The 26,160-nt window shown below is 73.6% G+C and carries 24 protein-coding genes and 1 pseudogene; 4 read left to right on the forward strand and 21 right to left on the reverse strand.

Annotated elements, in window-relative coordinates:
• Positions 1 to 139: 139 nt before the first annotated feature.
• The gene (locus B1H29_RS06895; RefSeq protein ID WP_055419393.1) at positions 140 to 700 is read right to left on the reverse strand and encodes a DM13 domain-containing protein; all 561 of its coding nucleotides are present in this window, start codon (positions 698 to 700) and stop codon (positions 140 to 142) included.
• Between the two features lie 250 nt (positions 701 to 950).
• Between B1H29_RS06895 and B1H29_RS06900 the strand changes: the two genes are divergently transcribed.
• Positions 951 to 1,328 (forward strand): DUF1330 domain-containing protein, encoded by a 378-nt coding sequence (locus tag B1H29_RS06900; RefSeq protein WP_055419394.1) that lies wholly within the window; start codon positions 951 to 953, stop codon positions 1,326 to 1,328.
• A gap of 85 nt (positions 1,329 to 1,413) precedes the next feature.
• On the opposite strand, the gene B1H29_RS06905 is transcribed toward B1H29_RS06900, so the two are convergent.
• From B1H29_RS06905 to B1H29_RS06945, 9 genes are all read right to left on the reverse strand, one after another.
• Positions 1,414 to 2,130 (reverse strand): hypothetical protein, encoded by a 717-nt coding sequence (locus B1H29_RS06905; RefSeq protein WP_234393063.1) that lies wholly within the window; start codon positions 2,128 to 2,130, stop codon positions 1,414 to 1,416.
• A 245-nt stretch (positions 2,131 to 2,375) separates the two neighbouring features.
• Positions 2,376 to 3,800 (reverse strand): NADH-quinone oxidoreductase subunit N, encoded by a 1,425-nt coding sequence (locus tag B1H29_RS06910; protein WP_055419395.1) that lies wholly within the window; start codon positions 3,798 to 3,800, stop codon positions 2,376 to 2,378.
• A complete protein-coding gene (locus B1H29_RS06915) occupies positions 3,797 to 5,302 on the reverse strand; it encodes a complex I subunit 4 family protein (RefSeq protein WP_055419396.1) in 1,506 nt (501 codons plus the stop codon). The genes B1H29_RS06910 and B1H29_RS06915 overlap by 4 nt, the downstream gene beginning before the upstream one ends.
• 5 nt (positions 5,303 to 5,307) lie before the next feature.
• The gene (locus B1H29_RS06920) at positions 5,308 to 7,431 is read right to left on the reverse strand and encodes a proton-conducting transporter membrane subunit (RefSeq protein WP_055419397.1); all 2,124 of its coding nucleotides are present in this window, start codon (positions 7,429 to 7,431) and stop codon (positions 5,308 to 5,310) included.
• On the reverse strand, positions 7,428 to 7,733 hold the full coding sequence (locus B1H29_RS06925) for an NADH-quinone oxidoreductase subunit NuoK (RefSeq protein ID WP_055419398.1): 306 nt from the start codon (positions 7,731 to 7,733) through the stop codon (positions 7,428 to 7,430). Before B1H29_RS06925 ends, B1H29_RS06920 begins: the two co-directional genes overlap by 4 nt.
• Positions 7,730 to 8,299: an NADH-quinone oxidoreductase subunit J gene (locus tag B1H29_RS06930; protein ID WP_055419940.1), complete on the reverse strand. Its 570-nt coding sequence runs from the start codon at positions 8,297 to 8,299 to the stop codon at positions 7,730 to 7,732. Before B1H29_RS06930 ends, B1H29_RS06925 begins: the two co-directional genes overlap by 4 nt.
• 38 nt (positions 8,300 to 8,337) lie before the next feature.
• Positions 8,338 to 9,267 carry a complex I subunit 1 family protein gene (locus B1H29_RS06935; RefSeq protein WP_055419399.1) on the reverse strand — a complete coding sequence of 310 codons (930 nt, stop codon included), beginning with the start codon at positions 9,265 to 9,267 and terminating at the stop codon, positions 8,338 to 8,340.
• A complete protein-coding gene (locus B1H29_RS37995; protein ID WP_055419400.1) occupies positions 9,260 to 10,543 on the reverse strand; it encodes a hypothetical protein in 1,284 nt (427 codons plus the stop codon). Before B1H29_RS37995 ends, B1H29_RS06935 begins: the two co-directional genes overlap by 8 nt.
• Positions 10,534 to 10,884 (reverse strand): NADH-quinone oxidoreductase subunit A, encoded by a 351-nt coding sequence (locus B1H29_RS06945; protein WP_055419401.1) that lies wholly within the window; start codon positions 10,882 to 10,884, stop codon positions 10,534 to 10,536. Before B1H29_RS06945 ends, B1H29_RS37995 begins: the two co-directional genes overlap by 10 nt.
• A 246-nt stretch (positions 10,885 to 11,130) precedes the next feature.
• On the opposite strand from B1H29_RS06945, the gene B1H29_RS06950 reads away from it, so the two are divergent.
• Positions 11,131 to 12,195 (forward strand): lipoate--protein ligase family protein, encoded by a 1,065-nt coding sequence (locus B1H29_RS06950; RefSeq protein ID WP_055419402.1) that lies wholly within the window; start codon positions 11,131 to 11,133, stop codon positions 12,193 to 12,195.
• Positions 12,196 to 12,237: 42 nt separating this feature from the next.
• Here the strand turns inward: B1H29_RS06950 and B1H29_RS06955 are convergent, their stop codons facing one another.
• Positions 12,238 to 12,909, reverse strand: a complete 672-nt coding sequence (locus B1H29_RS06955; RefSeq protein ID WP_055419403.1) for a response regulator — start codon at positions 12,907 to 12,909, stop codon at positions 12,238 to 12,240.
• Complete coding sequence (locus tag B1H29_RS06960) at positions 12,906 to 14,018, reverse strand: sensor histidine kinase (RefSeq protein ID WP_055419404.1); 1,113 nt, start codon at positions 14,016 to 14,018, stop codon at positions 12,906 to 12,908. The genes B1H29_RS06955 and B1H29_RS06960 overlap by 4 nt, the downstream gene beginning before the upstream one ends.
• Positions 14,019 to 14,185: 167 nt before the next feature.
• Between B1H29_RS06960 and B1H29_RS06965 the strand changes: the two are divergent.
• A pseudogene (locus tag B1H29_RS06965) lies at positions 14,186 to 14,380 on the forward strand (carboxymuconolactone decarboxylase family protein); the annotation flags it as partial.
• 210 nt (positions 14,381 to 14,590) lie between these two features.
• Positions 14,591 to 15,253: a hypothetical protein gene (locus B1H29_RS06970; RefSeq protein ID WP_055419405.1), complete on the forward strand. Its 663-nt coding sequence runs from the start codon at positions 14,591 to 14,593 to the stop codon at positions 15,251 to 15,253.
• Here the strand turns inward: B1H29_RS06970 and B1H29_RS06975 are convergent.
• From B1H29_RS06975 to B1H29_RS07015, 9 genes are all read right to left on the reverse strand, one after another.
• A complete protein-coding gene (locus tag B1H29_RS06975) occupies positions 15,244 to 16,788 on the reverse strand; it encodes an NCS1 family nucleobase:cation symporter-1 (protein ID WP_055419406.1) in 1,545 nt (514 codons plus the stop codon). The genes B1H29_RS06970 and B1H29_RS06975 overlap by 10 nt on opposite strands.
• Before the next feature lie 134 nt (positions 16,789 to 16,922).
• Entirely contained in the window at positions 16,923 to 17,945 is a 1,023-nt protein-coding gene (locus B1H29_RS06980) for a TIGR03842 family LLM class F420-dependent oxidoreductase (protein ID WP_055419407.1), read from the reverse strand.
• 11 nt (positions 17,946 to 17,956) lie between these two features.
• Positions 17,957 to 19,360 carry a dihydropyrimidinase gene (hydA, locus tag B1H29_RS06985; protein WP_055419408.1) on the reverse strand — a complete coding sequence of 468 codons (1,404 nt, stop codon included), beginning with the start codon at positions 19,358 to 19,360 and terminating at the stop codon, positions 17,957 to 17,959.
• 45 nt (positions 19,361 to 19,405) lie between these two features.
• Positions 19,406 to 20,248 carry a nitrilase-related carbon-nitrogen hydrolase gene (locus tag B1H29_RS06990; RefSeq protein WP_055419409.1) on the reverse strand — a complete coding sequence of 281 codons (843 nt, stop codon included), beginning with the start codon at positions 20,246 to 20,248 and terminating at the stop codon, positions 19,406 to 19,408.
• Between the two features lie 102 nt (positions 20,249 to 20,350).
• Entirely contained in the window at positions 20,351 to 22,009 is a 1,659-nt protein-coding gene (locus B1H29_RS06995) for a PucR family transcriptional regulator (protein WP_055419410.1), read from the reverse strand.
• Between the two features lie 41 nt (positions 22,010 to 22,050).
• Positions 22,051 to 23,334 carry an aspartate aminotransferase family protein gene (locus B1H29_RS07000; protein WP_055419411.1) on the reverse strand — a complete coding sequence of 428 codons (1,284 nt, stop codon included), beginning with the start codon at positions 23,332 to 23,334 and terminating at the stop codon, positions 22,051 to 22,053.
• The gene (locus tag B1H29_RS07005) at positions 23,331 to 24,173 is read right to left on the reverse strand and encodes a nitrilase-related carbon-nitrogen hydrolase (RefSeq protein WP_055419412.1); all 843 of its coding nucleotides are present in this window, start codon (positions 24,171 to 24,173) and stop codon (positions 23,331 to 23,333) included. The genes B1H29_RS07000 and B1H29_RS07005 overlap by 4 nt, the downstream gene beginning before the upstream one ends.
• 178 nt (positions 24,174 to 24,351) lie before the next feature.
• Positions 24,352 to 25,779 carry a hypothetical protein gene (locus B1H29_RS07010; protein WP_055419413.1) on the reverse strand — a complete coding sequence of 476 codons (1,428 nt, stop codon included), beginning with the start codon at positions 25,777 to 25,779 and terminating at the stop codon, positions 24,352 to 24,354.
• Between the two features lie 116 nt (positions 25,780 to 25,895).
• The gene (locus B1H29_RS07015) at positions 25,896 to 26,147 is read right to left on the reverse strand and encodes a helix-turn-helix domain-containing protein (RefSeq protein ID WP_055419414.1); all 252 of its coding nucleotides are present in this window, start codon (positions 26,145 to 26,147) and stop codon (positions 25,896 to 25,898) included.
• Positions 26,148 to 26,160: the final 13 nt, after the last annotated feature.

Below are 26,160 nucleotides of genomic sequence, written 5' to 3' on the forward strand. Positions count from 1 at the left end.
CTCCTTCCCCGCCTCCGGCGTCACGTACCTCGGCGTCCGAGGGCAGGTGCGGGCGCGGGGGCGGGCGCAGGTCCTCGGCGGCCGCGAGTACTCACGCTTCGCCGCCGCGCCTCGAGGCGGCGTCCGCGGTCAGGGCGCGTCAGACGCGGGCGAGTTCCGCCGCGCCGAAGGAGACGTCGAAGCGGTCGCACCAGATGCTCACGCTGGTGTAGCGGGACGGATCGATGTCGGCGGGCACGGTGTAGTTCTGGCTGCCCTTGTTGCCCTTGAGTTCGCCGAGGCTGACGTACTCACCGTCGTCGAAGACGCCCCAGCCGGCCTTCCCCTCCTTCACCGGCGCGTCGGTCAGCCACACGTGCAGGTCCGGACCGTTGCTGGTGTCGAGGTTCTCCAGCCGTACGACGTGGGAGCCGTCGGCGAGCCGCACCAGCTCGGCCGTGCCGGAGGTGGCGTGCTCGTGGCTGATCAGCTCGCCGCCGGCCAGAGTCCTCGGCCCGGCGTCCCGCGTCGGCGACGGGGCGGGCCCGGCGGCGGGCGGGGGCGATGTCGCCACGACACCGGGCAGGGCCTCGTCCACGGTCTCGTCCTGCCACAGCTTCCACGGCTGGAACCAGTACAGCCCGAGGCCGGCCCCGGCCAGGGCCAGGACCAGCACCCCGATGACCCACGGCCTGCCCGCTCCGCTTCGCCCACGCACCATGTTCCGCCTCGCCTCTCGAATGCCTTGCGCCGGCCCCCATTCAACGCGACGTGCGGCACGCGCGGAGGCTCGGAAAGATGACGGAACCCTTACGCCGCTGCGCCGGCCGCCGGACGAGCGGCGCACGGACCGCTCCGGACCGGACCAACCAGACGGTATGCAGACGGGGTGCGTCACCTCTAGGCTTCTGCCGCCGCACCTCGCCGAGGCCCACCGCGCCGCGCCGCCTCACGACCGGAAGGAGAGCCGCATGGCCGTCGACCCCGCAGGAACCGATCTCGCCCGCCTGGTGGAGGAGGATCCGGGTGGCCCCGTCGTCATGCTCAACCTGCTGCGTTTCACCCCCGACGGGCGTGCCTCGTACGAGGAGTACTCGCGTCGGGCGGGCCGCTTCCTGCAACGGTACGGAGCCGAACTGCTCTACGCCGGCGACGGCGGCACCCCCCTGGTCGCGGAGGAGGGGCAGGCCTGGGACGCGGTGCTGGTCGTGCGCTATCCCAGCCGGGAGGCGTTCAGCCGCATGGTGGCCGACCCCGAGTACCAGGAGATCACCGGCCTGCGCTCCCGCGCTCTGGCCGAGGCCGTGCTCCAGCCGACGACCCCCTGGCCCGTCTCCTCCGGCCGGTGACTCCCTGCCGGAGGACCTGCCGGAGGACCGGCCGGAGGACCGGCCAGAGGACCGGCCAGAGGACCGGCCAGAGAGCCGGCCGGGATCAGGGCCGGCCCGGTGCGTCGGCGCCATGGTGTCCGTCGGGTCCGGCCAGGCGGAACGAGCGCACCACCGCGACGGCGCTCGCGGCGACCAGGGCCGCGGCCCAGCCGGCCAGGCCGCGCAGTGCTTCGCCCGCGTCCGACTCCGCCACGGCACCACGGGGAGGGACGCGGCCCCGCGGGTCGTAGACCACGGCGAGGGTGTCTCCGGGCCGTGTGGCCTGGCCGCAGCCGCGCCGGATGAGGACCGCGAGCGGTACACCGGCGGGGTCCGCCACCGAGCAGAGGTAGCGGGCCGCTCCGCCGGACGGGCTCGTTCCACCGTGCACCGACGTGACGACCACGGGCCGGGTTCGGCCCTGTTCCGCGAGGACCACGCCGGCCGCGGCCTGCGGCGCGTGGAGCGCGAGAGACACCGCGAGGACCCCGACGATCCCGACCAGCGCTCGTCCGGCCCGTACGAGCAGCAGACGGACGACGAGCGCGGCGGCGCAGACCAGGCCCGCCTCGCCGTCCGCCAGCACGGGGCTGCCGGTCCAGGCACCGAGAAGAGTGACACCGACGATCGCCGCGGTGCCGAGCGTTCCGACGAGGAGTCCGTCACCGACCAGCCGCCACGGCGGCAGTCCCAGGAACTCCGCCGGCCCCCATACCGTGGAACGCAGGTGGGCCAGCACATGCCGCTCGTCGGCAGCCGGAGTCCGACGCCGTGTGCGCACCCCGCTCCACCTCCCTTTCCTCCCGGTTCGACGGCAGTCGCATCGTGCCATCCGGGAGAGGACGGCCGCGCTTCCCCGAGCCGGACACGCTCTCACCTCTCACCTTGCCGAACCACGGCAACATCGGAAGGGGACACGTCGCGGGGTGTCTTCGGCGCCCTCAGCGCTGGCTCGCGTCTTCCGAAACCCGTGCGGGCAACTCCTGCCGAGCGGTTGCGGAACAGGGCCGGCGGGAGGGCCGGCGGTCAGGACAGCAGCGTCCCCGTCATGGCGGGCAGTACGGCCCCTCCGGCCACGCCCAGGGTGACGGAGGCCGTGCCGGCGGTGTACGCGGTGGCCGCCGCCCAGCGGCCCGGCACGGCGTGGGCGGTGGCGGGCGCGGGGCCGCCGGTGGGGAAGAAGAGGGGCACCAGCCAGCGCAGGTAGTAGAAGAGGGAGGCGACGGTGTTGGCGACGGCGAGTGCGGCGAGCCAGGCGCAACCGCCGTCGACGGCGGCGCCGAAGATCTCCAGTTTGCCGAGGAAGACGCCGGTGGGCGGAGTACCGACCAGGCCGAGCAGACAGACGACGAGGACGGCGGCGAGACCGGGACGGCGGCGGGCCAGGCCGCGGTAGTCGTCCAGGGAGCGGGCGCCCGGGAGCGCGCCGACGACGGCGAAGGCGCCGAGGTTGGTGGCGGCGTAGGCGGCCAGGTAGAACAGCAGGCTCTTCAGGGCGAGGTCGCTGCGGTCGGCGACGGCCAGGGCCATGAGGAGGTATCCGACCTGGCTGATGGCGGAGTAGGCGAGCAGGCGTGTCACGGAGGTCTGGAGGAACGCGGCCAGGTTCCCCAGCGTCATGGTGACCGCGGCGAGGACGGCCGTCAGCAGCGGCCAGTTGACGTCGCTGCCCGGCAGGACCTGGGTGAGCAGGCGGTAGCCGGCGACGAGAGCGCCGGCCTTCGGCAGGGTGGTGACGTAGGCGGCGACGGGTGGCGGCGCGCCCTCGGTGACGTCGGGCACCCAGAAGTGTGCGGGCACGGCGCCCGCCTTGAACAGCACCCCGGCCAGCACGCAGACGAGGCCGACGGCGACCGGCCCGTACGGTGCGGCGGGGAGCGTGGTGCGCAGTTCCCGGTAGAGGGTGGCGCCGCCCACCCCGTAGAGGACGGCGGCGCCGGCCAGCATCGTGGTGCCGAGAAGGGCGCCCATCAGGTAGTACTTCAGGGCGGCTTCGGTGCCCCGGGAGTCTTTGGCGAAAGCGGTCAGCGCGTAGGCGGGGATGCTCGCCAGCAGGTAGGCGGCGAACAGCATCAGCAGGTCGTTCGCGCCGAGCAGGGCGAGGGTGCCCGCGCCGGTCAGGCACAGCAGCACCCAGTACTCCGTCTCCCGCTTGTGGCCCCGTACGGTGTCCACGGACATGCCGATGACCAGCAGCAGGGTGCCCAGGACGATGAGACGGCCGGCGTCGGTCGCGGTGTCGACGGCGAACGCGTGGGCGAAGACGGTCTGTTCGCGGCCGGTGAGCATGGTGACGGCGGTGGCCACCAGGCCGGCCACGCAGGCGGCGGCCGCCACGACGGCGACGATCCACTGGCGGCGGCGGGGCAGCCAGGAGCCGGCGAGCAGGCCGACGACGGCGGCGCCGAGCAGGGCGATTTCGGGAAGGAGCGCGGTGAGGTTCTCGTTCACCGTGCCACCAGCCCGGTCAGGGTGCGGCCCGCCGGTTCGATGACGTCCAGGAGCCAGCGGGGCAGGACGCCGATCACCAGCGCGGCCGCCAGCAGGGCGACGACGGGCAGCGCCTCGTGGCGGTCGAGGTCCGCGATGCCGCCGGCCGGGACGCTCCCCGGCAGGCGCGGGACGCCGAGGAACATGCGCCGCAGCGCGGTCAGGAACAGGGCGGCGGTGATGAGGATGCCGGTCAGGGCGATGGCGGTGGCCACCGTCCGCGAGGCCAGGGCACCCGTGAAGATCTGGAACTCGGCGATGAAGCCGGAGAAGCCGGGGATGCCGAGACTGGCGAACGCGGCCACGGCCGTGACCGCCGCGAAGCGGGGAGCGTGGGCGGCCAGACCGGAGTAGGCGTCCATCGCGTACGTCCGCCCGCGGTCGTACAGCACGCCGCTGAGCAGGAACAGGGCGCCCGTGATCAGGCCGTGGCTGACCATCTGGGTGACCGCGCCGGTCACCGCCAGCGCGCGGGCCTGCGTGTCGGTGCCGGCCAGCGTGCCGGCCGCGCCGACGGCCAGCACGACGTAGCCCATGTGGTTCACCGACGTGTAGGCGATCATGCGCTTGAAGTCGGTCTGTGCCAGGGCGACCAGCGCGCCGTACACGACGGAGACGGCGCCGACGACGACGATGGCCAGGGCGTACCGGCGCCAGCTCCCCGGCAGCAGGGGCATGGCGATGCGGACGAACCCGTAGGTGCCCATCTTCAGCAGGACCCCGGCCAGGATCGCCGAGCCGGCGGCCGGGGCGTCGGTGTGGGCGGGCGGCAGCCAGGTGTGGAACGGCACGGTCGGCGTCTTGACCGCCAGGCCGACGCCGACGGCCAGCAGTACGAGACCGGCGTACGGGCCCCGGCCCGCCAGCGGGTCGGCACGCGCGAGGTCGGTGATGTCGAAGGTGTGCGGGTCGGCGGCCAGGTACAGGCCGATGAAGCCGAGCAGCAGGGCGAGGGAGCCGACGAAGGTGTAGAGGAAGAACTTCACCGCCGCCGCACGGGCGCGTTCACCGTGGCCCCAGCCCGCGATGACGAAGAACATGCCGACGATCGACAGGTCGAAGAAGACGAAGAACAGGATCAGGTCGAGCGCGACGAACAGGCCGATGGCGACGGTCTGCAGGAAGAGGAAGAGGCAGACGTAGGAGCGCACCCGCCGGGACTCGCGCAGTGAGTACCCGGCGACGGCCAGGAAGAGCAGACAGGTCAGGGCGACCAGGGGGAGGGACAGTCCGTCGACACCCACGTGGTAGCCGACCCCGGCGCTGGGGATCCAGCGCGCCCGCTGCTCGTACTGCATCCCGCCGCCGGTGTCGAAACCCGCCCACAGCCCGATGACCAGGGCGAGGTCCGCGGCGGCGGTGGCGATCCAGATCCGGACCCACGCCCGGTCGGGGAGAGAGCGCGGCAGGAGCAGCAGGACCACGCACACCAGCAGCGGCAGGAAGGTGACGACGCTCAGCACAGGGGTTACCTCACCAACAGGATGATCAGGACGAGCACGGCGAAGCCGACGGCCGCCTGGGCGTAGTACTGGTGCAGCAGTCCGGTCTGCGGCCGGCGCGCTTGGCGGCCCAGGTTCCGGGCGCCCGCGGCGACCGCGCGGACGGCGCCGTCGACGGCGCCGTCGTCCAGGCGGCGGGCGAGCCCGGCGGCCGCCGTGCCGCCCCGGGCCACCTGGCGTACCGCGCCGTCCACGACCCGGTCGTCGAAGCGGGCCAGCGCCCGCGCCAGACCGAGTACGGGACGGACCACGAGGGCTCGCGCGGCCCGCTCCAGACACAGCCAGCCGCGCGCCCCTCGCAGGGCGGCGTGCGGTGCGGGTGCCGGGCGCCCGGACCGCCACCACGCCAGGGCGGCGGCGGCGAACACGACACCGGCGGAGAGGCCCAGCTCCCACGGCTGGGGGGACGGTTCGTCCGGGGCGCCGACCAGTCGCTTCAGCCAGGCCGCGGGACCGGGCAGGGCCAGCACGCCCAGTCCGGCTGCCGCGAGGGTGAGGACGAGGAGCGGAGCGGGGGTCGTCCGGGCGGTGCGCCGGGTGCCGCGCCGCTCGGTGTCGTAGCCGGTCGGCGCGTCCTCGGGGCGGGACCGCACGTTCTCGGCGCCGGACCGCACGCCCTCGGGGCCCGTCCGCACACTTTCGACGCCGGACCGCCCGTCCTCGGGGCCCGTCCGCCCGTTCCCGGGACCGGCTCGCCCGTCCTCGAGGCCCGTCCGCCCGTTCCCGGCACGGGACCGCACACCCTCGAGGCCCGTCCGCCCGTTCCCGGCACGGGACCGCACGCCCCCAGGGCCCGTCCGCACGCCCTCGGGGCCCGTCCGCACCTTCTCGGGCAAGGGCCGGGTGACGTACCAGACGGCCTTGACGCTGTAGACGGCCGCCACGGCCGCGGCCGCCAGTCCCACGGCGTACAGGCCGGTGCTGTCGGCGCGGGCGGACGCGAGGACCTCGTCCTTGGCCGCCCACAGGGACAGCGGTGGCAGGCCCGCGAGCGTCAGCGCACCGACGACGAAGGCACCGCCGACCAGCCGGTACCGGCGGGCGGCCCCGCGCAGGGCAGGCAGTCGCTTGGTGCCCAGCGCCGTCAGCCAGGCCCCGGCGGCGAGGAAGAGAGCCGACTTGGTGGCGGCGTGCGCGACGAGTTGCGCGGTGCCCGCGGCGATGCCGCCGGTGCCGGCGGCGGTGACCATGAAACCGATCTGCGCGGAGGTGGAGGCCGCCAGCAACTGCTTGAGGTCGCTCTGGGCGACGGCGACGACGCCCAGAGCGAGGGCGGTGACGGCGCCGGTCCAGGCGACGAGCGGGCCGGCCCAACCGGTGGCGGCCAGCAGCGGGTTCAGGCGCAGCAGCAGGTAGGCGCCGGCGGCCACCATCGTCGCCGAGTGCAGCAGCGCCGAGACCGGACTGGGGCCCTGCATGGCCCGCGACAGCCAGAAGGAGAAGGGCAGTTGGGCCGACTTGCCCAGCGCGGCGGTCACCGCTCCGGCGGTGACCAGGTGCAGCGAGGGCCCGGAGGTGTGCGGCAGGGCGTCCAGGCTCAGTGAGCCGGCTCCGCCGGCCAGAGCGGCGCCGGCCGCGAGGTACAGCCCCAGGTCGGCGGTGCGGGTGGTCAGGAACGCGACGTCGGCCGCCCGCACCCGCTCGGGCTGCCGCCACCAGTGGCCGATGAGCGCCCAACTGGCGGCGCCCATCACCTCCCAGGCCATCAGGAGCAGCGGCAGGGTGGTGGCCGTGACGGTGACCAGCATGGCCCCGGCGAAGACGAGCATCAGCCCGAAGAACCGGCCGCGGTTCTCGTCCCTGCCGAACTCGCCCGCCGCGAAGACGAGTACCGCGGTCGTGACGGCGGCGACGGTGACCACCAGCACCGCGGACAGGCCGTCCACCGCCAGTCCCGCGCGCATCCCGGCGAACAGCGGTGCGCCGGTCTCCGGCCGGGCCACGGCGACGGCGGCGGCCAGGCCGAGTGTGGCCACGGCCACCGCCCCGCCGAGCGCGGGAGCCGGCCGGTCGACGCGGGCGCCGGCCAGCGCGAGGGCCGTACCGGCGCCGAGCGGAAGGGCGACGAGCAGCCAGAGCAGCGCGCTCATCCCTTCAACTCCTCCGCCATGTCGGTCATGTCGGCCTGGCGGGCGCGGTAGAGGGCGGTGGTGACGGCGAAGCCCATGGCCATCTCGACCGCCATCGCCACCACCGCGGCCACGACGACCACCTGCCCGCTCGCCGAGGAGGGGGCGAGGAAGTGCCAGAAACCTGCCGCGGCGACGATGATTCCGCCGATCATCAGCTCGATGCCCATCATGATCATGACGATGGACTGCTGGGACAGCGCGCCGAACAGGCCGGTGCAGAAGAGCCCCGCGGCCAGGACCAGGATCAGTTCGAACGTCACCGGCCCACCCCTCCGCCGGCCGGGTCGTCGGCGGGCCGCCGGTCCAGGTCGTCGCCGAAGCGGTCGTAGCGCCCCCGGTGGGTGGCGAGTACGGTGGCGCCGACCATGGTGGCCAGCAGGACGAAGCCCAGCGTGACCATCGTCAGCATCTGATCGCCCATCAGTGACATGGCCACCTGGAAGGTGGTGTCCGCGGGCCTGGCCGGTGCGCGTTCGGGCCACGGCGCCAGGAAGATCCCCGTGACGAGAGCGGCGAAGACGGCGCCGCTGACGACCAGCGAGCCGCGCTTGTTGTGCAGCATCGACATCGGCATCAGCCCGGCCGGGTTCATCATGTACGCGATCATGAACACGGCCATGATCACCATCTCCATGACCATCATCAGCACGATCACCACGCCGAGGTACGGCAGCCCCAGCACGGTCACCACACCGCCCACGCACACCAGGCAGGCCAGCAGCGCGAAGGTGACCCGGGCCATCGAGTCCAGGGTGAAGACCAGGACGCCGCCGGTCAGGGCGAGCACGCCGAGCACCACCAGCACGACGGTGTCCGTCGTCCCCAGGTCCGTTGGCACGGCACGATCCCTCCTCTCCTGTTCGGTTATCGGTTCAGGACCACCACGGCCGGCACCAACGTCTGCGCGATGGTCAGCGGAACGAGCACCACCCAGGCCAGCTCCACGTACCGGTCGGCCCGCAGTACCGGCAACCGCCGCAGGACCACCACCAGTGCGGCCAGTACCAGCAGCGTCTTGACCAGCGACCAGGCCCACGCCGGCAGCCACGGCCCGGCGCCCCCGCCGAGGAACAGCGGCACGGCCATCGCGGCGCCCGCGGCCAGCCACAGCCACCGCCCGGCCCGCAGCAGCAGCCGGTCCGCTCCGGAGGCCTCGCTCAGCACGCCGCCCGCGATGTCGCGGCCGGCCGGGTAGGCGAACGGCCCCAGGAAACTGAAGGCGAGGACCCCGGCCAGGTAGACGAGGAAGGCGACCGGCATCCACACCGCGTACCACAGGCCGTGCTGGGCGGCGGCGATGTCGCCGACCCGCAACGACTGGGCGCCGGTGGCGGTGGAGATGAGCGCGAACATCAGCGGCAGTTCGTAGGCCAGGCCCTGGGCGAGGAACCGGTAGCCGCCGACCAGGGACAGGGCCGCGTTCGGGCCCCAGCCGGCCAGCCACAGCCCCGCCCAGGTCAGCACCTCCATGGCGTTGAACCACACCAGCCCGACCGAGGGATCGGCGACCGCCACGTTCCCGAACGGGATCACCAGCGTGGACAGCACCGCGGCCCCCGGCACCGTGACGACGCCCGCCCGCCACAGCAGCCGGTCGGACGCGGGCAGCCGCCGGGGCTGTGCGAGCAGGGCGCGGGGCACGTCGAGCAACGGCCGTACCGCGGCGGACAGGGTGATAGGCCGTCCGGCGCCGCGCGCGTCCAGCACCGCGTGGCCGGCCACGGCGAGCACCGCGAGGGCGAGGAGCAGCGCGGGCGCGGCCAGTACGGTCCACCACGCGCCGGTCTCAAGCACGTACCGGCACCTCCCTTCGGCGGGCGGCGAGTTCGTCGAGGTCCGGGTCGAGACCGGCCACGACGAGGCGGGCCGCCGCCAGTTCGGTACCGGTCAGCAGCCGGGGAAGAAGCGCGACCAGCGCGGCCGACGGAGGGTGTCCGGTCCTCCAGTGACCGCGGGGGCTCTCCTGGACATCCGGTTCGAGAAGAGCCGGTTCGTCCAGACGCCCTACGTCACCGAGCAGGTCGGTGAGCCACTGCCGGTAGCGGTCGGTCACGTCGCCGCCGGCCCGGGCCGCCGGGCCGCTCACCCCGGCCTCCCGGGCCTCCTCGGTGTCCAGCCCGCCGATCCCGCGGGTCAGCCAGGCCAGCGTCCGCGACCTGCCGACCCGGTGCGCGAAGCGCGCCAGCCCGGGTGCGTACGCCGCGGTGGCGGCGCCGGCGAGCAGGTCGTCGCGCAGCCGCCGGGCCGCCACCGCCTCGGCGGGCAGGCCCGCCACCGCGAGCAGCCGGCCCAGGCTGTCCAGGTGCGCGGCCGACCGCCGCCGCGCCGCCTCCCCCACCGTCACCGCCTCCCCGGCCTCGGCGCGCAGCCACGGCTCCGCCCAGAACGGCGCGGGCGCCTCGCCGGCGTGGCCGGTGGGCTCCGCCAGGTCCGCCTGCTGGATCACGTCGCCCTGCAGCACCAGGCGTACCGTCAAACCGGAAGGCCAGTCGACGAGGAACGGCCCCAGCGGCACGTGCAGTCGGTCCAGCGTGAGGCCGTCACGGTCCTCACCCCGCTCGGCCATGGGCAGCCCGCCCGGCATCTCCATCCCGTCGTCGCCGTGGCCGCCTCCGCCGTCGCCGTGGCCGCCTCCGCCGTCGCCGTGGTCGACGCCGTGGGCGCCGTGCGCGTCGTGCCCGCCGCCGAGCGCCTGGTTCCGGCCGCCGTGCTCCTCGCGTCCGGCGCGCTCCGGGTGCCCGGCGTCGGCGTCGGCGTCGGTGGGTGAACCGAGCCGGGTCCGGCCGTCGTTCAGCGCCCTCTCCACGTCGTCGACGGTGGGCGCGTGCACGCGGGCGCGGGGGGCCGCCATGTCGCGCCAGAGCCGGGTCAGGGGTGGCCGGGTCTCCGGGCGGTCGGGGCCGGCGACGACGAGGAGATCGGCCTCGGCGGGGGTGGCGGCCACGGGCCAGTCCCGCAGCCGCAGGTGTCGTTCGGCGGCCAGCCGCACCGCCGTCCCGCCCGGCAGGGTGACCAGCAGCACGCGCGGCCGGGCGGCGACGGCGCGCAGGAGCCGTCGGGTCACGTCCATCGCAGCGCACCCTCCCGCCACGCGTGGACGACCCCGGCGAGCAGCACCGCGAGGAAGACGAACATCTCGATCACCGCGCCGACGCCCACGGCGGAGATGACGCGCGTCCACGGGTACATGAAGACCATCTCCATGTCGAAGGCCAGGAACAGCATCGTCACCGTGTACCAGCGCACGTGGAACCGGCTCACCGCGTGCTCCGCCGGCTCCCACCCGGAGCCGAACGGCGCGGCCGCCACCGGTTGTGAAGCCAGGCGCATCGCCCGGGCCGCGCCGTATACCCCGAGCACCGCGATCGCCGCCACGCCGAGCAGGGAGAGCGCCGCCGTGGTCCCGCTCATCCGCTCCACGTCCTTCCCTCGGCAGTCGAGCCCGCCGCGTACCCCGTGGGGGGACGTGCCATTCCGGGCGGGTCCGGCGCACGGGCCCGATCAGCATCGCGCAGCGGACCCCGGGGCGAGCGCGGCGTGCCCGTGCCCGCCGCGCAACTGGTTCTTCCGAGTGAGCCGGGCCGGCGAATCCGGGCCCCGGGAACAGCCTGATCACCTCCGCTGTTGCCCCTCGTGTGCGGGAACGGAGGCGGATCGGTGCACGGTGAATACAAGATCCCCGGCGGCAAGCTGGTCGTCGTGGACGTGGAGGCCGAGGGCGGTGTGCTGCGGCACGTGCGCGTGGCGGGCGACTTCTTCCTGGAACCGGACGAGGCGCTGGACGCCGTGAACCGCGCGCTGGAGGGCGCCCCGGCGGACACCGACGCGGCCGGACTCGCCGCCCGGATCGACGCGGCACTGCCCGAGGGGACCGTGATGTACGGGCTGACCTCGGAGGGGGTCGGCATCGCCGTGCGCCGGGCCCTCGCCCACGCCACGGACTGGACCGACTACGACTGGCAGCTCGTCCACGAGGGTCCGCAGCCGCCGGCCCTGCACATGGCGCTGGACGAGGTGCTGACGGCCGAGGTCGCCGCCGGCCGGCGTCCGCCGACGCTGCGGGTGTGGGAGTGGGGCGCCCCGGCGGTGATCATCGGCAGTTTCCAGTCGCTGCGCAACGAGGTGGACGCCGAGGGCGCCGCCCGCCACGGCATCGAGGTGGTGCGCCGGATCTCCGGCGGCGGCGCCATGTTCGTCGAGCCCGGCAACACGATCACCTACTCGCTGTCCGTGCCGGAGGCACTGGTGCAGGGGCTCTCCTTCCAGGACAGCTACGCCTACCTCGACGACTGGGTGCTCGGCGCGCTCGGCGAGATGGGCGTCCGCGCCTGGTACCAGCCGCTCAACGACATCACCACCGACCAGGGCAAGATCGCGGGCGCCGCCCAGAAGCGCGTCGTGGGGCCGGGCGGCGGTCCCGGCGCCGTGCTGCACCACGTGACCATGTCGTACGACATCGACGCCGGCAAGATGCTGGAAGTGCTGCGCATCGGGCGGGAGAAGATGTCCGACAAGGGCGTCAAGAGCGCGGGGAAGCGGGTGGACCCGCTGCGCCGGCAGACCGGCCTGGCGCGGGAGGCCGTCATCGAGCGGATGATCGAGTCGTTCGGCGGCCGGTACGGGCTCGCCCGGGGGAAGGTGACCGACGAGGAGCTGGCGCGGGCGCGGGAGCTGGCCCGCAGCAAGTTCGGCTCCGACCACTGGACGGCGCGAGTCCCCTGACGGTGCCGCGCCTGCGCTCCGCCGACCGGACGGCCCGGGTGCCTAACGGTGCCGTGCCTGAACCAGGCCCGACTCGTAGGCGAACACGACGAGTTGGGCCCGGTCGCGGGCGCCCAGCTTGGTCATCGCCCGGCTGATGTGCGTCTTGGCGGTCAGCGGGCTGATCACCATGTGCGCGGCGATCTCCTCGTTGCTCAGGCCGCGGGCGGCGAGCGCGGTGACCTCGCGTTCGCGGCGGGTGAGGCGATCCAGGCCCGGGGCGGTGGCCCAGTCCGGGGGCCGGGAGACGAACTCGCCGATCAGAGTGCGGGTGACCGACGGGGAGAGCAGGGCCTCACCGCGCGCCACCACCTCGATGGCCTGGAGCAGGTCGGCCGGTTCGGTGTCCTTCAGCAGGAAACCGCTCGCTCCCGCCCGCAGGGCCTCGAAGACGTACTCGTCCAGTCCGTAGTTGGTGAGGATGACCACGCGGACGGTGGCGAGGGCCGGGTCGGCGACGATGCGGCGGGTCGCCTCGATGCCGGACATCACGGGCATCTGCACATCGACCAGCGCCACATCGGGCACCCGGTCCCGCACCAGTGCCACGCCCTGCTCGCCGTCGGCGGCCTCGCCGACCACCTCGATGCCGTCCTCGGCGTCGAGGAGGGCGCGGAAGCCGGCGCGCATCAGCGCCTGGTCGTCGACGAGCGCCACCCGCACGACCTCGCTCATACCGTCTCCCCCAGCGGCAGCCGGGCCCGCACCGAGAAGCCGCCCTCCGCGCGCGGGGCGGCGCCCAGGGTGCCGCCGAGAGCCGTCACGCGTTCGCGCATGCCGGTCAGGCCGGTGCCCGGCACCGGCGGGCGGGCCGGGTCGGCGGCTCCGTCGTCGTCCACGTCTATCGTCAGCTCCCCCCTGCCACCCGTGCCGTAGTCGATCCGGACCGCCACCTTCGCCGGTCCCGCGTGCCGCGCCGCGTTGGTGAGGGCCTCCTGGACGATGCGGTAGGCCGCCCGGTCGACGGCCTGCGGCAGGGGGCGCTCGTCGCCGGTGACCATCAGGTCGACGGCCAGCCCGGCCGCGCGGGCCCGCTCCACCAGCAGCGCCGGAGTGCCGGTCGGTTCGTCGGCGCGCAGCACCTGCAGGGCGGAGCGCAGCTCGCGCATCGCCTCGCCACTGGCCTCCTGGATGGCGAGCAGCGCCGTCGGCACCTCCTCGCCCCGTTTGCGCGCCAGGTGGACGGCGACGCCGGCCTGCAGCTTGACGATGGAGATGCTGTGCGTGAGCGAGTCGTGCAACTCCCGGGCGATGCGCAGGCGTTCCTCACCGGCGCGGCGCAGCGCGGCCTCCTCCCGGGTGCGCTCCGCCTCCAGGGCACGCTGTTCGGTCTGGCGCAGGTACGCCTGCCAGTTCCGGTCGGCGAGCCCGGTCACCACCGCGCACAGGAACCAGCCGGCGAGCAGTCCGGCCCGCTCGGCCACGTCCTGCGTCCCTGGTCCGGTCGCCACGTAGCCCGCCAGGAACACCGCGCCGCCGGCCGCCGCGACGCCCCGGTGGCCGACCCGGGCCGCGGTGTGCACGGCCGCCAGGACGGGCAGCGCGGAGAGCGGCCCCGGGTGGGCGTGTACGACGTGGGCCGTGCCGAGCACGGTGGCGACGGCCAGCACCGCGCGCGGGGCGGCACGGTGGAAGGCGAGCGCCGCCGAGGCGAGGGCGACGAGCGCGTGGTCGAGGGCCGTGGTGCCGTCGTCGAAGGCGGCGACGGTCATGCCGAGCGCACCGACCGCGACCGCGAGGATCACGTCGGCGAGCCTTCCGCGACCGGCCTGACGCCCACTCATACCCGCACGATAGACGGCCACGCCGACCGTCGCGTCGGCCCTGTGGACGGCATGCGGACTACTCCCGGCGAAGTAGGGGCCGTGCGGACCGGGCCTCGGCGGCGCAGCGCCCACCGCATCCGGTCGTACGACGACCACGGGCACCCCGGCGGCGCACGCTGCTGTCCATGCCCACACCCTTCCGTCGCACCGAGCCGCCGCCGCCCGAGGCGGCCACCGGCCGCGTCGCCGAGGTCTACGCGCAGGCGGCACGGAACTTCGGTATCCAGGGGCCCGCCCCGTTCGTGGTCCTCTCCTCGGCGCCCGCACTCGTCGCCCCCGCCTGGGCGCTGACGCGCGAGTCCCTGATCGCCGGCCCCGGCACCGGGGGGGCGGATGCGGGACGGCGTGTGGCTGGTGAACGGCCGTCCGGTCAGGACGGCCCCCGGCCCGGACCGGGCGCTCCCGTTCGTCTGCGTCACCGTGCGGGCACGCACCGAGTTCGCCCTTCCGCCCCACGGGGACTCGTGTGACACTGGCGTCCCGTCCGCAGTGCGGACCTCCTCCGCACCGTCCCCCACGAGAAGTGCGCCGTGCGTTCTCTTCCTCTGCCGCTCGCCCTGACCGCGCGTCTGGCGCCGGTCGCCGTCCTCGCCACGGCGGGCTGGGCGCTGTCGTCCGGTCCTGACACGACACCGGCCGCCGAGGACAGGACGCCGCCCGACACCACGAACCGGTCGGCCTCCGCACCGGCGACCGAGGCGGTGACGAAGACGTACGCCGCCGCCCCGGCGCCCTGCGAGAGCCTGGCCGGCAAGACGGTCACCTCGCTGGTGCCGGGTGCCAAGGCCGCCGGCAAGGAGATCCCGTCGACGGACACCGAGGTGCGCCGCACCTGCTCCTGGAACGCGCTCAAGGGGTACGACTACCGGTGGCTCGACGTCTCCTACGAGGTGATGGAGTCGGACGAGGCGGCACTGAAGTCGTACAAGGAGCGGGTCGCCGACCGCAGCGGTGGTGGCGAGGTCCCGGGGCTGGGCGACGCGGCCTACTCCGTCGTGAACCTCACCACCGAGGACGAGCAGCAGACACGCGAGGGCACGGTGCTGGTCCGCGCGTCCAACGCCCTGGTGATGATCACGTACAACGGCAGTGACTTCGAGTCGAAGAAGGCGCCGAGTACGGAGACGGTCAACAAGGGTGCCATCAAGGCGGCCAAGGAAGCGGTGGCCGCCTTGGAGGGCGGTCAGGGCTGAGCCGGGCCGGCCTCCGTACGGGGCCGGGTGGCGGGCAGCAGCATCAGCGCCAGGTACAGCACCATGGAGGTGCCGAGGCCCACCGCCCAGCCGTAGTCGGCCAGCGGCTCCAGGAACGGCACGGGGCGGCCGTCGACCAGCGGGTGGAAGTCCGCGCCCCCGATGGCCAGGACGCCGCCGGCGAGGAAGGCGACGACCGCCCGCCAGTTCCAGCCGCCGTCGTACCAGTAGCGACCGCCCGTGCGGTACAAGTCGACGAGGTCGAGGCGGGCCCGGCGCAGGATCCAGTAGTCCGCGATGAGGATGCCGGCGACGGTGCCGAGCAGCCCGCCCACCAGGCCGAGCCAGGTGAAGATGTAGCCCTGCGGGTCGGAGTACAGCTTCCACGGGAAGATCAGCACGGCGAGGACGCAGGTGATGAGCGCGCCGGCCCGGAAACTCACCTTGCGGGGCGCGACGTTGGAGAAGTCGAAGGCCGGTGAGACCAGGTTGGCCGCGATGTTCACGGACAGGGTCGCCACCAGGACGGTGACGAGGGCGAAGAGCAGTCCGACCACGTTGTCCGTCTTCGCGGCGAGTTTCACCGGGTCCCAGATGGCCTCCCCGTACACCGCCTGCGAGCCGGAGGTGACCATCACGGACAGGAAGGCGAAGAGCGTCATGGTGGTCGGCAGGCCGAGGGCCTGGCCGCGGGTCTGCGCCTTCTGGCTCTTCCCGTAGCGGGTGAAGTCCGGGATGTTGAGGGACAGGGTGGACCAGAAGCCGATCATGCCCATGAGAGAGGGCCAGAAGAGCTTCCAGAAGTCACCGCCCCAGCCGAGCCGCGACGGCTGGTCGAAGAGCGGGCCGAAGCCGCCCGCCTTGTCGGCCATCCACCACAGCATCACGAACGCGCCCACCAGCACGAAGGGTGCCGCCCAGTTCTCGAAGCGGCGGATCGTCTCCATGCCCCGGTAGATGATGGCGACCTGGATCGCCCAGAAGATCGCGAACGACAGCCACATCGTCCAGGCGTGGCCGCCGAACGTCGCCGCGTTCGTCCAGCCGCCGCCGATCAGCTTGCCGGCCAGGAAGTAGATCGCCTCGCCGCCGATCCAGGTCTGGATGCCGAACCAGCCGCACGCCACCAGCGCCCGCACCACGGCGGGCAGGTTGGCGCCGCGGATGCCGAAGGAGGCACGGGCGAACACCGGGAAGGGGATGCCGTACTTGGGTCCCGCGTGCCCGGTGAGCAGCATCGGCAGGAGCACGATCACGTTGGCCAGGGCGATGGTGAACACCGCCTGCTTCCAGTCCATGCCGACGGCGATCAGACCGGAGGCCAGCGTCCAGGAGGCCGTGTTGTGGGCCATGCCGACCCACAGGGCGGAGAAGTTGTACGTGGTCCAGGTGCGCCCCCCGACGGGGACGGGCAGCAGGTCCTCGTTGGCGTAGGGGCCGCTCGGCGGCGGGGAGCCCGGGGCGAGCTCCACGCGCCCGTCGGGGAGGGTGACTTGGGCGGACGGCGGTATCGCCGTGGGCGCGGTGTCGGTCATGGGCAGGCCAATCGTGCGGTGGGACGGGAGAGGCCGTGCGGGCGGTGCCGAGGGGGGTGCGCGGGTGCGCCCTGCGCCCTCTTCCCCCGGGAGGGAAGAGGCAGGGGCTTCCCCGGGAGGGGAAGAGGGAGGGGTCAGGCGTTGACGGCCGGGATGATCTCCGTGCCGTAGGCGTCGATCACGGTCTCCTGCGCGTCGTGCATGTCGTAGAGCGCGAACTGGTCGACGCCGAGGGCGCGCAGGGCGCCCAGCTTCTCGATGTGCTTCCCGGCCGGCCCGATCAGGCAGAACCGGTCGACGATCTCGTCCGGCACGAACCGGGTGTCCGGGTTGCCGCTGCGTCCGTGGTGGGCGTAGTCGTAGCCGTGGCGGGCCTTGATGTAGTCGGTGAGTTCGTCGGGTACGGCGCCGGAGTGGGCACCGTACTTCTCGACCAGGTCGGCCACGTGGTTGCCGACCATGCCGCCGAACCAGCGGCACTGCTCGCGCGCGTGGGCGAGCGCCTCGGGCGAGTCGTCGGCGGTGACGTAGGCCGGGGCGGCGACGCAGATCGTCACCTCGGACGGGTCGCGTCCGGCGGCGACGGCGGCGTCCCTGACGGCCTTGACCATGTACTCGGTCAGGTAGGGGTCGGCGAGCTGGAGGATGAAGCCGTCGGCCTCCTCGCCGGTCATCTTCAGCGCCTTGGGACCGTACGCCGCCATCCACACGGGGAGTTCCGCGCCCGCTTTGATCCAGGGGAACCGGACGACGGTGCCGCCGCCGAGGTCGGCCTCCTCTCCCCGGCCCAGCGCCCGGATGACCTTCATGGCCTCGCTGATGCGGGCCAGGGTGTTGGGCTTGCGGCCGGCGACGCGCATCGCGGAGTCGCCGCGGCCGATGCCGCAGACGGTGCGGTTGCCGAACATGTCGTTGAGGGTGGCGAAGGTGGAGGCGGTCACCTCCCAGGTGCGGGTGCCCGGGTTGGTGACCATCGGGCCGACCTTCAGCTCCGTGGTGTTGGCCAGGATCTGGCTGTAGATCACGAACGGCTCCTGCCACAGGACGCAGGAGTCGAAGGTCCAGCCGTAGCGGAAGCCGTTGCGTTCCGCCCGTTTCATCAGGTCGACGACGCGGGAGGCCGGCGGGTCGGTCTGCAGGACGAGTCCGAAGTCCATGGGCGCGGCTCCTAGTTCAGGTACTGGCAGGTGGCGCGCGGGGTGTAGACGCCGTGGCCCTTGCGCCCGGTGTACTCCCGCTCGGTGACGACCGGAACGCCGCGCGAGAGCACGGTCTCCACCCGGCCGGTGATCCGCCGGCCCTCGTACGCCGAGTAGTCGACGTTCATGTGGTGGGTCTCGACGGAGATGACCTGTTCGGCGTGCGGGTCGTAGACGACCACGTCGGCGTCGGCGCCGGGCGCGATGGTGCCCTTCTTCGGGTACAGGCCGAACATGCGGGCCGGGGTGGCGCAGGCGATCTCGATCCAGCGGCGGCGGCTGATGTGCCCGTCGACGACGGCCTGGTGGAGCAGGTCCATGCGGTTCTCGACGCCCGGCATACCGTTGGGGATCTTGGAGAAGTCACCGCGTCCCAGCTCCTTCTGGCCGCTGAAGCAGAAGGGGCAGTGGTCGGTCGACACCACCTGGAGGTCGTTGGTCCGCAGGCCCCGCCACAGCGCCGCCTGGTGCTCGCGCGGCCGCAGCGGGGTGCTGCACACGTACTTGGCGCCCTCGAAGTCCGGCTCGGCGAGGTTGTCGGTGGACAGGAACAGGTACTGCGGGCAGGTCTCGCCGAAGACGTTCAGTCCCTCGTCGCGGGCCCGGGTCAGCTCCGCGACCGCCTCCGTCGCGGAGACGTGCACGACGTACAGGGGCGCTCCGGCCACCTGGGCGAGCTTGATCGCGCGGTGGGTCGCCTCCGCCTCCAGGAGGGCCTTGCGGACCTCGCCGTGGTAGCGCGGGTCGGTCTCGCCGCGGGCGAGGGCCTGCTCGACGAGGACGTCGATCGCGATGCCGTTCTCGGCGTGCATCATGATCAGGCCGCCGTTGCCGGCGGCGCGCTGCATGGCGCGCAGGATCTGGCCGTCGTCGGAGTAGAAGACGCCGGGGTAGGCCATGAACTGCTTGAAGGAGGTGACACCCTCCTCCACCAGCAGGTCCATCTCCTTGAGCGCCTTCTGGTCGACGTCGGAGACGATCATGTGGAAGGCGTAGTCGATCGCGCAGTTGCCCTCGGCCTTGGCGTGCCAGGCGTCCAGGCCCGAGCGCAGGGAGTGCCCGACGCTCTGGATGGCGAAGTCGACGATGGTGGTCGTGCCGCCCCAGGCGGCGGCCCGGGTGCCGGTCTCGAAGGTGTCGGCGGCGTAGGTGCCGCCGAAGGGCATCTCCATGTGCGTGTGGCCGTCGACGCCGCCCGGGATGACGTACTTGCCGCTCGCGTCGATCACCCTCTCGGCCGTGAGGGCCTCGGCGGCCGGGGTGCCCGACGCGGCGAGGGCGGCGATGCGGCCGTCCTCGATCAGGACGTCGGCGTGGATCTCGTCGGACGCGGTGACGACGAGGCCACCGCGGATGACGGTACGGCTGCTCATGCTGCTGTTCCCTCCTGTCAGGGTCCCCGCTCGCTCAGGGCGCGGTCAGGGCGCGGTCAGCGGGGCGTACGCGCCCGGAGCCCGGTCGCGGTAGAACTGCCAGCGGTCGCGGACCTCGCGCAGTTTGCCCATGTCCAGATCACGGACGACGAGTTCGCTCTCCTTGTCGCTCGCCACCTCGCCGACGAACCGCGCCTCCGGGTCGACGAAGTACGAGGTGCCGTAGAAGTCGTTGTCGCCGTACTCCTCGACGCCGACCCGGTTGATGGCGCCGACGAAGTACTCGTTGGCGACGGCCGCCGCCGGCTGCTCGAGCTGCCACAGGTAGCCGGACAGGCCGCGTGAGGTGGCCGACGGGTTGAAGACGACCTCCGCGCCCTGGAGGCCCAGCGCCCGCCAGCCCTCCGGGAAGTGCCGGTCGTAGCAGATGTAGACGCCGACCTTGCCGACGGCGGTGTCGAAGACCGGCCAGCCGGAGTTGCCGGGGCGGAAGTAGAACTTCTCCCAGAAGCCGCGCACCTGCGGGATGTGCGTCTTGCGGTACTTGCCGAGGTAGGAGCCGTCGGCGTCGATGACGGCGGCGGTGTTGTAGAGGACGCCGGGCTGCTCCTCCTCGTACATCGGGAGCACCAGGACGATGCCGTGCTCGCGGGCGAGCCGCTGGAAGCGCCCGACGATCGGGCCGTCGGGAACGCGCTCGGCGTAGGCGTAGAACGCGGGGTCCTGGACCTGGCAGAAGTACGGCCCGTAGAACAGCTCCTGGAAGCACAGGACCTGTGCCCCCTGGGCGGCGGCGTCGCGGACCGCCTGCTCGTGGACCTGGATCATCGATTCCCTGTCGCCCGTCCAGGCGGTCTGGAAGAGCGCGGCACGGATCACTCGGCTCATCTTCGGCCTCCACTCGCTCGGTGTCCTGTGAGCTTAGGAAGGGCGGGTGGCCGTGGTGAGTGGCACGGTGTCACGTCTGCGGGGGTCGGGCATTGCACGGTGTCACCCCTGTTGTGCGTCGTGGGCGAGGAGCGCGATGTGTACGGAGGCGGCCTGCTCGAAGTCGTCGAGGTCCACGCCGAGGCGGCCCTGTATGGCCTCCAGGCGACGGTAGAGGGCGGGCCGGGAGACGTGGTGGAGCCGGGCGGTGCGGGACTTGTTGCGGCCGGTGGCGAGGTAGGTGCGCAGCACGGGCAGCAGGTCCTCGTCGGGGCCGCGCAGCAGTCCGTCCAGTTCCCGCTCGGCGAAGGACTGCACGTGCGGGTCGTCGCGCAGCAGCCGGACCAGTCCGCGCAGGTGGATGTCGCGCAGGCGGACCACGGGCGGCGGGTCGAAGGCACCCGCGGAGTCGGCCACGGCCTCGGCGACGTGCCGGGCCTCGCGCAGGCCGGCGGGCACGTCGTCCCAGGCGGCGCGGGCGTCGGCCGCCGCCACCACGGCGTGGGCGGACTCCGGCTCCGACCGCAGCCGGGCCGCGAAGTGGGCGGTCAGGGCCCTGGCGTCCTGGTCGGGGGCGAGGCTGAGCAGGACGGTGCTGGTGCCGTCGGCGAGTTCCGCGACGATTCCGGGCAGGCCCAGCAGCCGCAGCACGCGGGCAGGCCGGGCGGGCTCCCGGTCGCGGACGACCAGCGGGACGAAGACGCGCCGGTTGACCGGCAGTCCGGCGGCGCGCGCCCGGGGCAGCAGTTGCCGCGCGGGTACGGCGCCGCTGGCCAGGTCGGTGAGCAGGCTCCGAGCGGACTGTGCCTCCCAGGCGTCCCAGGAGTTGCCTCGACTCGCCGAGCCCCCGGCGGGTGTTCCGTCGCCGCCGAGCATGCGGTGCAGGACGAGGGCCTCCGCGGCGCGGTCGGCGAGCAGCCGCCCCGCCGCCCGGTCACCGCGGTAGCCGCACAGCACCAGCCGCCCCCAGCGCTGCCCGCGGCAGCTCAGCTCGGCGCGGATCCAGCCGTCGGCCGCCCCGGCGCCGGCCTGGCGGGCGATGCGCTCCCAGTCCCGGAGCACGTCGTCGACCGCGGGCCGTTCCCCCGCCGTGGCGAGGACGCGGTGGGCGAGGTTGGTGACGACGACCGGGCAGCCGCCGTGCCGGGCCACCTCGTCGAGCAGGCGTTGCACCGGGGCGCCCGCGGTGATCAGGCCGGTCAGTTCGGTGCGTACGGCCTCGGAGAGGCTGACGGCGGCGAACTTGCGCCGCAGCAGCCGGGACTGCACCTCCTCGGTCAGTTCGGCGAAGGGGAAGGGCCGGTGCAGCACGACCATGGGGAGTCCGCACCGCTCGGCCGCCCGGCGCATCACGTCCGGCGGGGTGGGGAAGGCCCGCCCGAGGCCGAGTACGACGGCCGCGGCCTCCGCGCGGTGCAGGGAGCGGACGTACTCGCCCTGCTTGTCCTCGTCCCCGGCGAGCAGCACACCGGTGGTGAGCACCATCTCGCCGCCGCTGAGCATCACTCCGACGTCGGCCGCCTCGGCGACGTGCACCCAGCGCACGGGCCGGTCGAGCCGGTGCGCGCCGGCCACCACCTCGGGCTGTCCGGCGAGCACCCGCTCCAGGGTGAGTACCTGGCGGACCGACAGGGCGGGTTCCCAGGGCTGCTGCTCCAGGGTTTCCGAGGTCTGCGGGGCCCGGGAGGCCTGCGAGTGCGAGGTGTCCGAGGTGGAGGTCATGGCGGTGGTTCCTCTGCTCGATGCACGGCCCGTGTCGGCTGTCAGATGCTGCGCAGAGCGCGTTCGAGGATCGCGGCGCCCTCCTCCGCCTCCGCGACGGTGAGGGACATGGGCGGGGCGACGCGCAGGACGCTGGTGCTGTGGCCGCCGCCCTTGCCGATGAGCAGCCCGCCCGCGCGGGCCTCCTCCAGCACGGTGGCGGCGGCCTCGGGGGCGGCCTCGTCGGTGCCGGGCCGGGCCAGCTCGATGCCGATCATCAGCCCGCGCCCGCGCACCTCCCGTACGTGCGGCACCTGGGCGGCGACGGCCCGCAGCCGTTCGATGAGCATGCCGCCGACGCGCCGGGCGTTGCCCTGGAGGTCGTGCTCCAGGAGGTACGTGAGGTTGGCGAGGCCGGCCGCCATGGTGACCTGGGTGCCGCCGAAGGTGGAGATGCTGTTGGCGTCCAGGCAGTTCATGATCTCGGCGCGGGCGATCACCCCGCCGACGGACATGCCGTTGCCGATGCCCTTGGCGAAGGTCACGATGTCGGGCGGGCCGCCGCGCCCGTGGGCCTGCCAGCCCCAGAAGTGCTCGCCGGTGCGGCCCCAGCCGGTCTGCACCTCGTCGGCGATCCACAGGATGCCCCGCTCGTGCAGCACCTCGCGGAAGGCCGCGTACAGGCCGTCCGGCGGGGAGGTGAAGCCGCCGACGCCCTGGACGGGTTCGGCGATCAGCGCGGCGGGCGGCCTGGTGTGGCCGAGGAGGTCCTCGAGGTCGGCCACGCAGGCGTCGATGAAGTCGCGGTCGTCCAGGTGGGCGTAGGGACCGCGGGTGCGTACGCCGCCGTGGACGTAGAGCGTCTGGAGCGGGGAGAGCGAGGTCGGGGACCAGCCGCGGTTGCCGGTGATGCCGACCGAGCTGAAGGAGCGGCCGTGGTAGCTGTTGCGCATCGCCAGAACGGTGTTGCTGCCCCGGTGGGCGGTGGCGAGCAGCAGCGCGGTGTCGTTGGCCTCGGTGCCGGAGGTGGTGAAGAAGACGCGGGCGTCCGGGATGGCTGACACGTGGGCGATGCGCTCGGCGAGTTCGACCATGGGCCGGTTGAGGTAGAGCGTGGACGAGTGGATGATCCGCCCGGCCTGCTCGCTCACCGCCTTGGTCACCTCGGGCAGGGCGTGCGCGGTCATCGTGGTGAGGATGCCGCCGAAGAAGTCGAGGTACTTGTTGCCGGCGGCGTCCCAGACGTGGCGGCCCTCGCCGTGGGTGATCTCCAGCGGGTCCTCGTAGTAGAGGGCGAGCCAGTCGGGCAGGACGGCGCGGTGCCGGGCGAAGAGGTCCATGGTCACGGCCGCACCAGCCCTTCGTAGGCGTCGGGGCGGCGGTCGCGGTAGAAGGCCCACTGCTGCCGCACCTCGTCGATGAGGTCGAAGTCGAGGTCGCGGACGACGAGTTCCTCCTTGGTGTCGCTGGCGGTCTCGCCGACGAACTGCCCGCGCGGGTCGACGAAGTACGACGTCCCGTAGAAGTCGTTGTCCCCGTACTCCTCCTGCCCGACGCGGTTGATCGCGGCGACGAAGTACTCGTTGGCGACGGCCGCGGCGGGCTGTTCGAGCCGCCACAGGTGGGCGGACAGGCCGCGGTGCGTGGCGGAGGGGTTGTAGACGAGCTGGGCGCCGCCGAGGCCGAGTTGCCGCCAGCCCTCCGGGAAGTGCCGGTCGTAGCAGATGTAGACGCCGACCTTGCCGACGGCGGTGTCGAAGACGGGCCAGCCGAGGTTGCCGGGGCGGAAGTAGAACTTCTCCCAGAAGCCCTTGACCTGCGGGATGTGGTGCTTGCGGTACGTCCCGAGGACCGTGCCGTCGGCGTCGATCACGGCCGCGGTGTTGTAGTAGAAGCCGGACTGCTCGACCTCGAAGACGGGGACGACGATGACCATGCCGGTCTCACGCGCGAGGGCCCGCATACGTCGGGTGGTCGGGCCGTCGGGCACGGGCTCGGCCCAGCGGTAGTGCTCGGCATCCTGGACCTGGCAGAAGTAGGGGGCGTTGAAGACCTCCTGGAAGCCTATGATCCGGGCGCCCCGCCGGGCCGCCTCGCGGGCGTGCTCCTCGTGTTTCGCCACCATGGACTCGGTGTCGCCGGTCCAGGTGGCCTGGACGAGAGCGGCACGTACGACGTTGGCCATGAGCTGCTCCTTCGACACGACGTCAGAGCCTCTACGCCCGTAGAGCAGGCCGTAGAGGGACGAACGTAAGCCTGGCCGGACGGGCTTGCCAAGACCATCGTCGCCACGCCGTGGTGTCGATCGCGTTTCGCACTCCTGTGGGTGAGTGGTGGGACGGGTGGGGTCGCCGAGGCGCGCGTCAGGTGGCGAATCCGGCGACTCGCAGGGCGTGGACGAGGTCCCGGTGGCGCTCGTCGGAGACACCGTGGGCCGCCTCCAGGAGCAGCGGTACGAGGACCGGCGGGGCGGGCTCGGCGCTGCGGGCTGCCTCCTCCGGGGTGCGGGCGCGCACGCAGGCGTCGAGGAGCGCGCGGGCCTCGCGCCGCCGGCCTTCGCGGACCAGGCCGAGGACGGCCGCGCCGATCTCGGTGGCGGGGCGTGCGACGCCCTGCCGCAGGATCCGCTCCGCGTCGGTGGCGCGTCCGGCCGCGGCCAGGGCGTCCGCGACGGCGACCAGGCGCTCGGCGGGCAGGGACGCGGCCTCCCACAGCAGGGTCGTCCAGTCGGCGCCGAGTCCGGCCTGTTCCAGGTGTGCGGCAAGCGGCGCGAAGCGGGCGGCGGGCCCGTTGGCGGCCTCGGCCAGCAGGGCGTGCGCCTCACCACCGCGCTCTTCGGCACGCAGCCGCGTCAGCGCCTCGACGAGGCGTCCGGCCGCGGCCTCGTCCGCCGCCGCCACGGCCGGTGGCCCGGGCCGCGGCGCCGGCTGCTCCCCGGGGCCCGCGGTCCCGGCGAACCGCGCGCCGCGCGGAGTGTGTTCCGCCGCCGGTGCGGCGAGCGGGCCCGGCACGTGGTCCGGCACCGCGGAGGCGGGGGCCGCGTCCTCCCCGACGACCCCGGCGAACCGCGCACCGCCCCGGCGCCGCCCGCGTCGCCGCCCGCCTTCGGAACCGGCACCCCCTTGCGCCGGCCCCGCCGCCCGGCGTACCCGGCCCGCCGCCCCGCCCGTTCGGCCCTCACCCTCGGGGCTTTCGGGAGCGCCCTCCCCGGCCCTTGCCGGCGAGGCGCCGGGCGCGCGGATCCCGGCGTCGTTCCCGGGCTCCCCCGGCCGGGCGGCCGCCGTGCGACGGTCCAGTTCCGTCATCCGGTCCCGGATCTCGGCGCACCGGGCCGTCGCCCGGGCGTGGTCGTCGCGGGCCCAGGCCAGGTCGAGGCGGAGAGCGTCGGCCGCCTCCGGGTCGGTGGCCGCGGCGAGCAGGCGGCCCAGTTCCGCCCGGCGTTCGGCCGCGTACCGCTGCTCGCGGAGCATGACGTCGAGCCGGTCGCCGAGGGTTTCCCGGGCGTCGGGAAGGGAGTCGTACGCGGTGAGCGCGGCGGCGTGCAGGGTGCGGGCCCGGTCCGTCTCCGCGGTGGCGGCGGGGGCGCCGTACCGGCCGGCGAAGTCCTGGAGCAGGGCCTCCACCACGTCCCATGGCGGCACCTCGCGCCCGTCGAGACAGGCCCGCATGCCGTCGGGGTCGCGCTGCCGGAACACCCCGCACCAGCCGCCGCCCTGATCCAGGAGCGCCAGCAGGTCGGTCAGGTACCGGGCGAACCGTCCGACCCGACCCGGCAGTTGTTCCACGGCCATCGCTCGACTCCCGCCCGACTGGAGGACCCGGTCCGGTCCATCCGGTCACGTAGGGAACACCAGCGGTGTTACGACGCCGCTACAGGGAGTTTTCGAGGAGTGTCGTCACACCACCCTCACACCCCCGCCGGCACGCACCGCCCCGCCAGGTCGTCCATGGACAGCCCCAGCGCACGGGCCAGCGCGGCCACCGTGAAGAACGCCGGGGTGGGTGCCCGGCCGGTCTCGATCTTGCGCAGGGTCTCGGCGGAGAGGCCCGCCTCGGCCGCCACCTCCGTCATCGACCGGTCGCCGCGGGCCGCGCGGAGCAGCCGTCCGAGCCGCTCGCCGCGTTCACGCTCTTCGGGGGTCAAGGGGGTGCGTACCATACCGTGATTCTAA

Origin of the sequence: Streptomyces pactum (genome assembly GCF_002005225.1) — a bacterium.
Taxonomy (GTDB): Bacteria; Actinomycetota; Actinomycetes; order Streptomycetales; family Streptomycetaceae; genus Streptomyces; species Streptomyces pactum_A.

Coding starts and splice junctions, on each gene's coding strand:
- B1H29_RS06895 (WP_055419393.1), bottom strand. CDS start 700: ATGGTGCGTGGGCGAAGCGGAGCGGGCAGGCCGTGGGTCATCGGGGTG.
- B1H29_RS06900 (WP_055419394.1), top strand. CDS start 951: ATGGCCGTCGACCCCGCAGGAACCGATCTCGCCCGCCTGGTGGAGGAG.
- B1H29_RS06920 (WP_055419397.1), bottom strand. CDS start 7,431: ATGAGCGCGCTGCTCTGGCTGCTCGTCGCCCTTCCGCTCGGCGCCGGT.
- B1H29_RS37995 (WP_055419400.1), bottom strand. CDS start 10,543: ATGGACGTGACCCGACGGCTCCTGCGCGCCGTCGCCGCCCGGCCGCGC.
- B1H29_RS06945 (WP_055419401.1), bottom strand. CDS start 10,884: ATGAGCGGGACCACGGCGGCGCTCTCCCTGCTCGGCGTGGCGGCGATC.
- B1H29_RS06955 (WP_055419403.1), bottom strand. CDS start 12,909: ATGAGCGAGGTCGTGCGGGTGGCGCTCGTCGACGACCAGGCGCTGATG.
- B1H29_RS06960 (WP_055419404.1), bottom strand. CDS start 14,018: ATGAGTGGGCGTCAGGCCGGTCGCGGAAGGCTCGCCGACGTGATCCTC.
- B1H29_RS06975 (WP_055419406.1), bottom strand. CDS start 16,788: ATGACCGACACCGCGCCCACGGCGATACCGCCGTCCGCCCAAGTCACC.
- B1H29_RS06980 (WP_055419407.1), bottom strand. CDS start 17,945: ATGGACTTCGGACTCGTCCTGCAGACCGACCCGCCGGCCTCCCGCGTC.
- hydA (WP_055419408.1), bottom strand. CDS start 19,360: ATGAGCAGCCGTACCGTCATCCGCGGTGGCCTCGTCGTCACCGCGTCC.
- B1H29_RS06990 (WP_055419409.1), bottom strand. CDS start 20,248: ATGAGCCGAGTGATCCGTGCCGCGCTCTTCCAGACCGCCTGGACGGGC.
- B1H29_RS06995 (WP_055419410.1), bottom strand. CDS start 22,009: ATGACCTCCACCTCGGACACCTCGCACTCGCAGGCCTCCCGGGCCCCG.
- B1H29_RS07005 (WP_055419412.1), bottom strand. CDS start 24,173: ATGGCCAACGTCGTACGTGCCGCTCTCGTCCAGGCCACCTGGACCGGC.
- B1H29_RS07010 (WP_055419413.1), bottom strand. CDS start 25,779: ATGGCCGTGGAACAACTGCCGGGTCGGGTCGGACGGTTCGCCCGGTAC.
- B1H29_RS07015 (WP_055419414.1), bottom strand. CDS start 26,147: ATGGTACGCACCCCCTTGACCCCCGAAGAGCGTGAACGCGGCGAGCGG.